Raw genomic sequence first — 12674 nt, 5'->3', positions numbered from 1 at the left:
CTTCTAGTTTAGTTCTAAGCGATAAAAGCCAGGTTGGTGCCCCTTCCCGTCGGCTCAGATTCCCAAAGCGTTATGATTACTTTTTTACCTTTTTTGGCAATATTAGGACGAATGTATGAATAAAACTTACCCATCAGCAGTAGATGCCTTACGGGATATCTTGAAGGATGGCCAGAAGCTCGCGGTTGGCGGTTTTGGTCTTTGCGGCATTCCTGAGGCTTTGATTCAAGCGGTAAAGGATCTTGGCGCGCAAAATCTGACTGCGATTGCTAATAATGCTGGCGTAGATGGCTTTGGCTTGGGTTTGCTTTTGAATTCAAGACAGGTCAAAAAGATGGTCGCATCCTATGTGGGCGAGAACAAAGAGTTTGAACGTCAGTTCTTAGCTGGCGAGCTGGAGTTGGAATTTACCCCTCAAGGTACTTTGGCAGAAAAGTTACGCGCAGGCGGTTGTGGTATTCCTGCGTTCTATACCAAAACTGGTGTAGGTACTTTGGTTGCCGAAGGTAAAGAAGAAAAAGAATTCGATGGTGAGCGTTACATCATGGAGCGCGCAATCGTTTCAGATATTTCTCTTGTCAAAGCATGGAAGGCGGATAAGTCAGGTAACTTGATTTATCGCTACACCGCACGTAATTTCAATCCAGTAGTGGCTATGGCTGGCAAGATTACCGTTGCTGAAGTGGAAGAGATTGTGGAGAACGGTGAATTGGATCCGGATGAGATTCATACGCCAGGCATCTATGTGCATCGCTTGGTGCTCAACACTACCCCTGAGAAGCGTATTGAGCAACGCACTTTATCTGCAGCTTAATACCCATCGAAGCAATATAAAAACAGTACAGAATATTTAGGAAGATTGATATGCCTTGGAATAGAGATGAAATGGCAGCACGTGCTGCTAAAGAGTTAAAGGATGGTTACTACGTCAATTTGGGTATTGGTATGCCAACCCTAGTGGCCAATCACGTTCCAGAAGGAATGGAAGTATGGCTCCAGTCTGAAAATGGATTATTAGGTATTGGCCCATTTCCAACGGAAGCAACTATTGATGCGGATTTAATTAATGCGGGCAAGCAAACGATTACGACTTTGCCTGGCTCCTCCATTTTTTCTTCCGCTGATTCATTTGGAATGATTCGTGGTGGAAAAATCAATATTGCGATTTTGGGCGCAATGCAGGTGAGCGAGCATGGCGACTTAGCTAACTGGATGATTCCTGGCAAGATGGTGAAGGGCATGGGTGGTGCCATGGACTTAGTTGCTGGCGTGAAGCATGTAGTTGTCCTGATGGAGCACGTTGCGAAGAAGAAAGACGGCACAGAAGAAATCAAGATTCTGCCTAAGTGCACTTTGCCATTGACTGGTGTAGGTGTTATCAGTCGCATCATCACCGATCTGTGCGTGCTTGATATCACTCCTAAGGGTTTGAAGTTGGTGGAGTTGGCGCCAGGCGTTACTAAGGAAGAAGTATTGTCCAAAACAGGTGCCCCTGTAGATACAACGGGTTTCTAACCTTTTCTACTAGATAGTGAAATAATGGGGTCAATGACCCCATTTCTATTTCTAAAGAGCCTTATATGAGTGCTGCAGACCATTCGCTTCATGCGCATAAGCAGGGTGATGCCAAACATTCTCATGCCAAGCAGGTTTCCAATCAAAACCTCCTGCTGATTGCTTTAGTTCTGACATTAGGTTTTTCTGGTGTTGAGGGTGCCGCTGCTTATTTTGCAAATTCATTGGCCTTGATATCAGATGCAGGTCACATGGTGACAGATGCAGCTGCACTAGGCTTAGCCTTACTAGCCCAAATTATTTCGCGTCGTCCCCCATCACCAAAACATTCGTTTGGATTCGGTCGAGCAGAGGCACTTGCTGCATTTGTAAATAGTATTGCGATGTTGGCATTGGTCGCCTGGATTATGGTGGAGGCAGTGAGCCGTTTTTATGATCCGCACCAAGTAGATGGATTAACGGTCACAGTGGTAGCTGCGATCGGCTTGCTGATGAACATCGTTGTGGCTTGGGTGCTTTCGCGCGATAAGAAAAGTGTTAATACACGTGCGGCCTTAGTACATGTCATGGGTGACTTATTGGGCTCTGTAGCCGCATTGATTGCTGGTGTTGTGATCCAGTTGACTGGTTGGATGCCGATCGATGCAATTCTCTCCATTTTGGTTTCTTTACTGATTTTGAAATCTACCATTTCCATCTTGCGTGAGTCATATCACTTCTTGATGGAGGGTGTACCTTTACATATTGATTACCTGCAAGTGGGTAATGATCTCAAAAAAGTTCCTGGTGTATTGGCGGTGCACGATTTACACGTCTGGGAAATGACGCCAAGTTTTCCAGCACTCATTGGCCATATTGAAATTGATCAGATGAGTGAGTGGCCAGAGATCATGGCACGCATCAACGAGATGTTGTTGAATAAGCATGGGATTGACCACGTCACTCTACAGCCTGAGATTGCAGGTATGGTGGATGAACATACGCATGATGAGATTAAAAAACCCAATGTGATTCATCATGGAGATACCTTCTTTGTCACCTGCACTAGCCCCGATGGTCCGCATCGCATGGCGTATCACGCCTGGGGAAATCCTAGCAATCCAAAGGTATTAGTTTGTGTTCATGGCCTGACTCGTAGGGGTAGTGATTTCAAAACCCTTGCGCAGGCGATGAGCAATGATTACTACGTCGTCTGCCCTGATGTAGTGGGACGAGGCGATTCTGATCGATTGAAGAACCCCATGCTCTATGCCGTTCCGCAATACGTTGCCGATATGGCAAGCTTGGTCCAGCACCTTGGTGTTGCACAAGTTAACTGGTTTGGAACTTCGATGGGCGGTCTCATTGGCATGGTCTATGCCTCGATGCCTAAAAATCCAATCCGTCGTATGTTGATTAACGATGTGGGTCCACGGATTGAGCCCGAGGCCATTAAACGTTTGGGTTCTTATGTTGGGCAACCTTTTAGCTTTGCTAATCGCGCAGATGCGCTGGAGCGCCTAAATGAGATCTGTGCATCGTTTGGTAGCCATACACCAGAAGAGTGGGAAATTTATAACGGACCGATGCTCGTGCAAAAGGATGGTCTTTGGGTGATGCACTATGACCCTGATATTTCTGTACCGTTTGCATCTGTTAATCCAATTATGGCGAAAGCAGGTGAGATGGCAATGTGGCACGCCTTCAAGCAAATCCATATCCCGATGCTGATCGTGCGTGGCGGTGAATCAGATTTGCTCTCAGCTAAAACAGTGGCTGAGATGTGTAAGGTGAATCCATACATTCGGAGTATTGAAATTCCAGGAGTAGGTCACGCACCTGCTTTTGTGAAGTCAGAACAAGTAGCTTTAGCAAAAGAATTCTTTAGTTAAGGATTTCGGTCTTCCATGTCAAATGCTGGCAATGTATCTGAGAGCATCAAAATTATTGATGGCTGGTATGGTGAGCCCTCAGAAAATCATGCCGCCGGTGTACTGAGTATTCTGAAGCTGCTTCATCTGGACGAGGCAACACTAACTGCCGCAAGCAATATTGCTCGGACCCATGGCAAAGAAGCGCTGATCAAGCTGATCGGCGAGGAGTCGGCAAGACTTCTAATCGGATACCGCGGCCTCAGACAGGCTCAAGCCAAGCTAGTACGTAACGATGGTGGTCTCAGCATCTCTGGGCAAGAAGAAATGCTTAGAAAGATGTTGCTTGCCTTTGGTGATGACTTACGCGTTGTACTTATCTATCTTGCCTCTCGTTTGCAAACACTGCGTTGGGTTACCCAAGAAAAGATGGAGATGCCAAAAGCTTGGGCGCAAGAGATTCTTAATATTGATGCATCGCTCGCAAATCGCCTCGGTATCTGGCAAATGAAATGGGAGATGGAGGACTTGGCGTTTCGAGTTCTGTCTCCAGAGATCTATCGAGACATCGCCAAGATGCTGGATGGCAAACGCATTGAGCGTGAATCTTTTATTGAGCAGATTGTCAGAAAGCTCAAAGAAGAATTAACAGCTGCGCATATTCAAGGTGAAGTGCAGGGTCGCCCAAAGCATATCTATAGCATCTGGAAAAAGATGCAGGGCAAGTCACTCGATTTTGCCAATCTTTATGACGTCAGAGCATTTAGGGTTCTAGTGGAGGATGTTAAATCTTGCTACGCCATTTTAGGAATAGTGCATAACGTCTGGCAGCCCGTACCGCGTGAGTTCGATGACTATATTGCGAGGCCCAAACCTAACGGCTATCAATCTTTGCATACCGTAGTGATGGATGAGCATGGAACGGCATTTGAGATTCAGGTTCGTACCAATGAAATGCATCAACAAGCAGAGTATGGATTGGCTGCACATTGGCGTTACAAAGAGGGTGCTTATGTTGGGGCTGCAACACCACCCAAAAATAAACCCACATCCAATACCCCAAGTACACCAAACCCGAATCATCAAACTGGCACACATAGTGCAGCAGTAGCCTATGAGCGTCAGATTGCTTGGGCTAGACAACTGATCTCCTGGAAAGAAGACGCCTGGGAGCAATTGAAGCACCACGAGATTGATGACCATATTTACGTTCTAACTCCGCTTGGAAAAGTAATCTCCTTGGAGAAAGGTTCCTCACCCATAGACTTTGCGTACGCAGTGCATACAGATTTGGGACACCGCTGTCGTGGTGCTCGGGTTGATGGTGCCATGGTGCCGTTAGATACGCCCTTGCAAAATGGTCAGACCATAGAAATCATTGCGGTGAAGCATGGTGGTCCCTCACGTGATTGGATAAGCCCTAATCGCAACTACTTGCGCTCGCAGCGTGCCCGAACTCGTGTGCGGACTTGGTTTAATGCCTTGGATGATGAAGAGGCTGGCGCTAAGTCTGCTGAAAGCAAAACAGAGCAAAAGCCAGAGGCTAAGCCGATCACGCCAGCACCAGAAATTATTCTGAAGCAAAGTGCCCGCAAACAAGGTCAAGCAGGTGATGTGTTGGTTGTTGGGGTGGATTCATTGTTAACTCAATTGGCTCGTTGCTGTAGGCCAGTCCCGCCGGATGCAATCGCAGGTTTTGTGACTCAGGGTCGCGGTGTATCGATTCATAGAAGATCCTGTAAAACTTTTAGAGGTTTACTGGAGCGAGCGCCGGAGCGGGTTATTCAAACCGCCTGGAATGAGTCGACCCCAGAAACCCCATCAACTAATGATCCAAAACGCGTATTCCCGGCAGATCTGGCTGTCACTGGCCTGGATCGTCCCGAACTCATGCGCGAGTTATTTGAAATCCTCACAAGGCAGGGCGTTCATGTGATTGATTTGCGTAAATCAGCTAAACGAGGACTTGCTCAAATCCTATTGACTGTGGAAATTAAGGACTCAGAAGCCTTACGTTTAGTTCAAAACAGTCTTGAAGAGGTCAAAGGAGTGACCCAAGTGCGCCGCCGGTGATAAACTCTATGGCTATATAGGCTCGTAGCTCAGCTGGTTGCACCACCTTGACATAGTCGAGCTCATATTTTAAAAACATCGTTTAAATGCTTTAAAACAGTGTTTTATACATATTACGACCTTTTAAAACTGACAAAAACATAAAAATAAAAGATAAAGACCATAGTTGATTTACAAGAAATAGTGTGATAAAAATGGAGCACCACCCAAATTGGTCCCATGACGAAAATCAAGCAAATCTCTCTTACGATTCAGCAAATCGAGCTAGAGTCAGACTTTTCTGAGAATCATCCATTTCTGCACCAGTTAGCTCAATCCCTCAATTCTGAGGCTCTAGAGGCCTTGCTTGTCATGCACCCCATTGTCTTGCTGGCGGATTCATCTAGTGAGCCTCTCGCGGCTGGAGGAAGTGGAAAGTATCGGGTAGTTAGTGGAAAGCCCCAACTGATTCTGGCAAAAGCGATTTTGGGGCTCAAGACGAAGATCCCAGTCTGGATCGTTGATGACATCAAGACCTCGAAACTAGTTGAGCTGACTCATGATCTACTAAGCCCATTGTTTTTCCCTGAAAACCGTCCTAAAGAGCTGCGAGAGAGGGTTAGATCCTTTCCCAGGGATGACTTAGTCAAAATGGGTTCAACCCTTAATTTGCCTAAAAATTGGTCTAAGTTGATTGATTTAGCTTTTCAGGTTGACCAGAAAAAACCAGAACAAGCCCCCACACCAGCCGAGACATCAAATAATGGGGAGACCCCGGCCGGTGCCTAACGAAGAGCTGGCACAGACCCTTGAAGACAAGGGGCCTCGCAAATCTCCTGCCCGAGATGAAGATAATCGGGCCCAATTTTTATCTGCTTTTTCAAAATATGATGGTTTTGAGGCTTTGCACCAGCTTGCCGAAAAGTATCTAGATATTCCTAAATCTTTGGCTGGACTTTGGCAAAACCTAGCCAATTTGCCTGAAATCCTCACTTGCGCAAAGCGGTGGAGTTTGGGACGAGGGCCAATTTATCCCCGCGATCTAGAGGCAGTTTTTCGTGATTTAGAGCGGTGGAGTCAGATTGTTCAAGCGGAGCGTGAATCTTTGGAGCTTCAAAAGATCTACCTCTTGAGTAAGGTGGAGAAAAGATGGGGCTCAGAGAGTGGGGATGGTGAGGGAGCAAGCAGGAAGCGAGATTTGAAATCCATTGGGCCGCCATTTAGGGGTATCGAAGATGAGCACCCCATATGGATGACCCTCTGGTACCGATCAGGTACGCCTCCTACAGAGGCTATTTACGCACTGCGTAACCAAGTCTATCGAGACTTGCAAGGCTTGTATCTTGGCTCCTACATTCGGCTGCGTAGCTCCCATGAGTCAGGGTATACAAAGCATGTTGTTGGTAGCGACCTCTTTACTCGCTTGCGGGACTCTGGACGCTTATTGCGCAAAATTCATTCTCTAGAGCATGGTTTTTTACTTGAGCGTCTAAGTGTCCATTGTTGCGGCTATGACGAGCCCAATAAGCTGCATCAAGTGTTTTCGGATATGCACGCAAATCCTGAGGAATTATTCCGTCAGGAATTTGCTGGGTTTGCCGATGTAGTTAATTCTGGCTATGCGCTAGGGCATCCCAGTGAGTTTGCAAAAAAATTGGTTGATAACTTTTCTCTTCCGGGTGATAAAAAAAAGATTCCCCAAAGAAAACTAACCGATTCAAGGATTTATGAGGATCACCATTTATTTTGGATTGCCCAAGGTTTTCCCGTAATTACATCAAAGCAGAAGAAAAATTCTCGTCCTCATATCGAATGGATTGGGCCAGAGGTGGAAACGACAGCCAGCTTGTTTGAAGAGGGTGCTCACCCTGGCGAATATCTTGAGGCAGAAGAGATCTTTTTTGAACCCGACGACTTTATGGATCCAGTCAGCGCCGATGGTGGACCACGGGAGTTGCCTCCATTAAACACCCTTTACGCTGCGGCCAGGGCTCGGCATCGAATGGAAATCATGAGGGCGCAATCTTTTCGCACCCGTCTTGATCGCGCTAGAGTGCCGGTATTTGTCAGGGTTATGGGAGTTTTAGAGGATCTTTATAGCCAAAGCTTGATAGATGGCGGTGATGAGGCTACAGCTTTGCTAAATGAGACTGTCAAGCTTTGCGCAGTAGCATTATTTACAGGTCATAGCCTAAAGGAGGCGAGCTCTTTACATTGCTTTACCTCTATCAAAGAGCTGCCATCGGAGTGGAAGATTGCATATTCAGAGCAGTATCGTGTTTGGCTTCGCCCGTACCCAGTGCCCGATAGAAATAAGAATGCCAGAATCATTTTTAGCGACTCAGTAGCAGTATCTCCTCGCATTGCCTTCTCCGACATTTGGTCGGTAGGTAAGTTGCTCCCAAAAACCAATAATAAGAAATGGTTCACACAAACCGAGGCAGCTTATAAAAAGGTCTTTATTTTGCAGATAGCTCCCGCTTTAATTCGGGCGGGGGTTGATGAAGACTGGGTCGGGGTTGAGAGCATTGGGGAGCTCTTGCCAAGTTGGTTCGAGGGCTTAGAAGAGGGCGAGTTGCTTAGAAATTGCGCCCTGTTTGGCAGAAGTAGCCCTCAGTCTGAAGTCCAATCTCACTACGCCGCGCTTGATAGGGCGGTTTTGGATGATTACTACTGCAAGATAATGCGCAATCTATGGAAGCGAATCCAAGTTACCACGCCAGATGCTCAAAAATTGTCCAAAGAGGGGTCAATATCAAAACCTCTCTTTTCTTTATCGCAGCATCCTGCACAGATTGGGACAAGCCTTGCGGGTAATGATTGGGCTCCGAAAGCGGGGAGCATTAAAAGGCTCTTGCAAGTACTGCGCACGCAGATCGCCAGTCCTGGTGAGCAAGATCCGTATCAGCATCACAATTGGGTTGCAGCCTATACCGGTATTGCTCTAAGCATTGTCTCGGCCTTTCGAAATGCCAATACCCCCATCTTAGATTTAAGTCTAATAGACCAAGAAACGGGCTTTTTGCACATGGAGGAGAAGGACCGGGAGAACGCTTCTCATGCACGCCTGGTGTGGATTCCGGATGAGGTATGCGCTTGTGTCAGCGCCTATTTAAATCACCTCAAGCGATTATGGGTAACCCTTTCTTATCAAACCAGTCCAGAGTTAATTGTCCCTGCGACAAAAAATCGCGATATTCGTATCTATGGCACCAAGTCATTTCCTCTGTCATTACAAAGCTCACTTTTTCTTTTTGAAGTAGTAGGTGGTAAATGGCAGCCTAAGGAATTTTCCGGCAGAAGATTGCAGGCCTTATTAGATTCCTTGGAGAAGGGTTCTTGGCCAATCCCCAATAATGGACGCCATTTTTTAGCAACCACCTTATTTAATGAAAAGCAAAATAGTTATGCAACGGTGATTAAGACGGTAATGGGTCACTGGCAAATGGGGGAATCTCCCTGGGGACCGGATTCAGCTATGGATCCCTATCATCTACGTGAGGCACTCAAAATCCCATTTGAAAAATTGTTGGGAAAAGAGGGCGTCGATTTTCAGGTAATTGATTTTTAACGATGGCGCGCGTTCAAATCTCTGACTTAGACCCCGATATTTGGGTGGGCTGGGCACATTTGGAAGAGCCGTATGCCAAATTCCCGGGTGCGGATCATGCCGAGCAGTCGCTAGACTTGAGTAGATTAAGTGTGGACACGCTCAAAATCTTGTATCAGGTTCAGCAAAAAAATGCTCAAATTCTTCAGTGCAAACCGGCGTCTTTAAAGCTAGACAAGTCTGCCATCAAGGCAATTTTGTTGGAGGTGAAGCACTGCGCTAAAACGGGCTCTGGTTTTAAAGTGCGACGCCGATTTTTAGAGGTAATCGAGGCCGGCAATGCCATGGGCCGTTTTGATATTCCCATTCCTTATGTTCCGGCGCCGTTGCCACCAATGCCGCCATCTCCTTTTACTCATGAAAACATGGAAAGGCGAGCAAAGATTACGCCTTTGCTTGCGGCTTTCAATTACTCCTTAAAAGAGTCGCGGTGCACCGTAAGTTCACAGGCTTGGTGGGGTCAAGTTCTGCTCTCAGCTATGTTAAATGGTGCATTGGTAGATAGTGTTTTTCTAATGGAGCTAGTCAAATCTTTGGCTGGAGGAGACTACGATCCTGAGCTACGCTGGGTTTGCTTGTATCCAGTCAAGGGAAAGAATCCCCCCAAGCATCCGGTATTAAGACGCTGGTTTGTTGATCCGGTTACCCGCTTAATCTTGGCCAGCTCTATCAATGGGCAAAAACTAGTGATGCCCGAGTTCAAGCGAGTTTCTGATGGGCAAAATGTCTATAGCTGCATCAGTGCTTATGCAAAACACCATGAGTTTTCAGATAAGTTGCCCGGTGGAATTAAAGCCCTTTTAGATGGAGCAAGGGCACGCCTTCATTTGCATATGCCTCCTTGGCTAGTTCAATATGCAAGCGATCGCCTGGTGAGTACCTCGCTACCGGAGCATGTTTGGGAGCGATTAATGCATCCACCCTCCAAATATGTCAGCACCCTCACCAGTCGAGTAGTGCCTGCCTTGGCAGGCCCGGTATCGATGCTTGATGATTTGGATGATGAGGAACAGGAGGGGGGTGATGAGGGGGATGAGGGCGAGTATGAGTCGGGTAACGCTCTGATCGAGAAAGATGAGACGCTTCCTGCGCAGTTGCGTGAATTAGGCGGCGTATTAAATTCAAAACAAGATGGGCCTCAAAAAAGGGTGAAGGCCTGGTTGGCCGCCAATAATGGTGAGTTGCTACCAAGTGTACGCATCCTGGGGTTATGGGCAGCCGAACATCTTCTAGCAAAGGGTCGCGGGCGCAGGATTAAAAGACCACGCACCACTTATCAAATGGTCAATTGCATCGCTGGGCGCTTAGTAGGGCAATTGGGTCGATTAGATTTAACGAAGTTAGGTAATGAGGGGGCTTATCTTGAAGTCTATCAAGTTGCTCTAGAGGACACGCCCTCTAACGGGGTTCGCCGTATTGTGGGCCGCGCTCTTAAATCGCTACATCAGTATTTGGAATCCAAGCATGGCGTAGTGCCATTAAGTGACCATGATATTTTTCGAGTAAGCGGTCGGGGGAATGCGGCCGTAGATGCTAATCTGATTAGTACGGATTCATTTTTTCAAATCTCCAACCACCTTGAGCAAGAAATTAACAAACTCTATGGCGCTCAAGTGGGCAAGAGTAAAGTAGCAAGCGCTCTAGTCCAGCAGCTTCGAGTTGTCCTGAGTTTGGGTTTTTTTTGCGGTTTGCGACGATCGGAGGTCTTGGGTTTGCAAATTCAAGATCTTGACTTTATTGAGGGCATCTCGATTACGCCAGAAAACCCTCCGGAATTTTGGATAGAGATTTGTAAAAATGGATTGCGTGAACTTAAGTCGCGCTCTGCCAATCGACTTTTGCCAGCTTTTGTATTAATGCCTCTGCCTGTCTTAATTGAAGTGCGCAATTTATGGGTGCTTCGCCGCAACCAAATTAGAGCAAGCGATAAAGCTCAAAATCCCGATACCCATGATCCGCTGAAGGCGATTACAGGGACTGAGCCCTTGTTTAAACTATTTGTTAAAGACGGCAAGGTCAATGACAGGGATCTCAATTTAGAGCGTCTCACCAAAGCGCTTAAGCATTTAAATGATGATGAGGGGTTGCGGTTTCATCATCTACGACATAGCTTTGCCAATTGGCTTACTGTGATGCTCTGGTTAGGTGAGCAGGGTAAGGGTGTCTTTTTGCCAGAATGGTTCATGCCCACAGAGCATGATTCCAGGAGGTTGATGATTTCTGCATCTGTGCGTCAATCTTTGCTCGGAGCGGCGCCAAGCAATACTCGGTCAATGCTTCAGATCAGCAGCCTAATGGGGCATGCTGGGCTAGATATCACAATGGGCTCATACATCCACTTAGCGGATTTTATTTTAGGGCGCATGGCCTATAGGCTAACACCCAAATGGGATATTGCCACCCTAGAGGCGTTAAGCGGTTACTCGGCCTCGTATCTTTACGAAATCGAGAGAAAACTATCGGTTGCTACGCCTTCTCAGATTAGACCAGGCGTCTATTTGGATTCCATTTGCGCCCGATTGTTGTTAGATGGAAAAAATAGGGTTCCCGTAAAAAAGAAGTCGACCGTAAACTTTACTAAGTCATCAGCTGTTATTCCACCAAAAAATATCACGACAAAAACTTTGCAGGTTCTGGAGATATTCAATTTTCTTGAATATGCAAAAACTGTGTCAGCACCGCAGAATGAAGATCTTGAGTTGTACCCGATCAAGATAAGCTCTGAGCGTTATGGCTATCCGTTAGAGGATTTGAAGATATGGGTTCAGCAGCTAAAAAGCCTTCCTCAAGGAGTATTGCGCTCAAAAGGGGTGCCACTAGCAAGGCCTAAATACAATCGGATGGCGGCAGATTTGGTGAGTAAGCCCGAGCAAATAAGCGTTGCAATGACGGCTTGTGAATTACTAAAAAAGGTCTACCAGGGCGAAATGCCAGGGCTTGGTAAAAAGCTAGCCTGTCAAAAACGTGTTCAAGAGTTATTAAGTGATTTTCTTGAGCTTTGGATTCCGGGAACCCAGCTTTCTATTGAGACTGATTCGTTGCCCAAATCTAAACGCTGGCTCTGGTTCTTAAGAGAGCTAAACATTGGCACTGCAATTGATGTCACTCATACCCCATCCATTGGTAAGGATTTCCCATCCGCAAAGCGCCAGCGGCAATACTGGGAAGGTCAGCTCGAGATAGGTCAGATCAAAGAGTCGGAGCCAAAGGTTTCGGATAGTACGAGGGGAAAGATTCGAATAGATCTTGATTTAACTCAAATTTCCAAAGGGGGTGGCGAGCCGCAACATAAGGGGGCAACTATCTTATTTGGTGTGAGGGCAACATTATCTATATTGGCTTTGATTCAGTGCGCCTTTCTAGATTGAGTTTTGTATCCGAGGCTTAGCGATATACCGGCGCGCGACATGATTAAGGTTGACCGCTTCAAAAAATTTCTGCTATTTCTATAGATTGGCCTTGAGGAGGCAGGGGGTATTGGTCTAGGCGTAAAATTCCACTTCCGTCCCAAGGTAGCTTGGCTAAAAAGTGAGGTGAGGCGCAGCATGGTGTTGGCAATGTGCTGAACTATACGGAAGTAGGGGTTAATTTTGGGCTTGATGGGGGTTGTGTTTATTTTGCTTTTGCCAAATCAGTAAAGTGTTTGA

7 protein-coding genes are annotated in these 12674 nt (G+C 46.6%); all 7 read left to right on the top strand.

Features of this window, described 5'->3' with window-relative positions; all coding sequences use genetic code 11:
* Nucleotides 1-115: 115 nt before the first annotated feature.
* Complete coding sequence (locus A2X74_RS10665) at nucleotides 116-814, top strand: CoA transferase subunit A (protein WP_293598726.1); 699 nt, start codon at nucleotides 116-118, stop codon at nucleotides 812-814.
* Nucleotides 815-864: 50 nt separating this feature from the next.
* Nucleotides 865-1515, top strand: coding sequence for a CoA transferase subunit B (locus A2X74_RS10660; protein WP_216133186.1), 651 nt, complete (start codon nucleotides 865-867; stop codon nucleotides 1513-1515).
* 65 nt (nucleotides 1516-1580) lie between these two features.
* Nucleotides 1581-3386, top strand: a complete 1806-nt coding sequence (locus tag A2X74_RS11020; protein WP_363925364.1) for an alpha/beta fold hydrolase — start codon at nucleotides 1581-1583, stop codon at nucleotides 3384-3386.
* Nucleotides 3387-3401: 15 nt separating this feature from the next.
* Nucleotides 3402-5438, top strand: coding sequence for an HD domain-containing protein (locus A2X74_RS10645; RefSeq protein WP_293625085.1), 2037 nt, complete (start codon nucleotides 3402-3404; stop codon nucleotides 5436-5438).
* Between the two features lie 219 nt (nucleotides 5439-5657).
* Nucleotides 5658-6206 (top strand): hypothetical protein, encoded by a 549-nt coding sequence (locus A2X74_RS10640; protein WP_293625087.1) that lies wholly within the window; start codon nucleotides 5658-5660, stop codon nucleotides 6204-6206.
* Nucleotides 6199-8988, top strand: a complete 2790-nt coding sequence (locus A2X74_RS10635; protein ID WP_293625089.1) for a hypothetical protein — start codon at nucleotides 6199-6201, stop codon at nucleotides 8986-8988. Before A2X74_RS10640 ends, A2X74_RS10635 begins: the two co-directional genes overlap by 8 nt.
* 2 nt (nucleotides 8989-8990) lie before the next feature.
* On the top strand, nucleotides 8991-12395 hold the full coding sequence (locus tag A2X74_RS10630; RefSeq protein ID WP_293625091.1) for a site-specific integrase: 3405 nt from the start codon (nucleotides 8991-8993) through the stop codon (nucleotides 12393-12395).
* The last annotated feature ends 279 nt before the right edge of the window (nucleotides 12396-12674 follow it).

The sequence above is a fragment of the Polynucleobacter sp. GWA2_45_21 genome (assembly GCF_001830325.1).
In the GTDB taxonomy this organism is placed as follows: Bacteria; Pseudomonadota; Gammaproteobacteria; order Burkholderiales; family Burkholderiaceae; genus Polynucleobacter.
The sequence above is the reverse complement of the archived record's forward strand: the minus strand, read 5'-3'. Positions and strand labels throughout refer to the sequence as shown.

Coding starts and splice junctions, on each gene's coding strand:
- A2X74_RS10665 (WP_293598726.1), top strand. CDS start 116: ATGAATAAAACTTACCCATCAGCAGTAGATGCCTTACGGGATATCTTG.
- A2X74_RS10660 (WP_216133186.1), top strand. CDS start 865: ATGCCTTGGAATAGAGATGAAATGGCAGCACGTGCTGCTAAAGAGTTA.
- A2X74_RS11020 (WP_363925364.1), top strand. CDS start 1,581: ATGAGTGCTGCAGACCATTCGCTTCATGCGCATAAGCAGGGTGATGCC.
- A2X74_RS10645 (WP_293625085.1), top strand. CDS start 3,402: ATGTCAAATGCTGGCAATGTATCTGAGAGCATCAAAATTATTGATGGC.
- A2X74_RS10640 (WP_293625087.1), top strand. CDS start 5,658: ATGACGAAAATCAAGCAAATCTCTCTTACGATTCAGCAAATCGAGCTA.
- A2X74_RS10630 (WP_293625091.1), top strand. CDS start 8,991: ATGGCGCGCGTTCAAATCTCTGACTTAGACCCCGATATTTGGGTGGGC.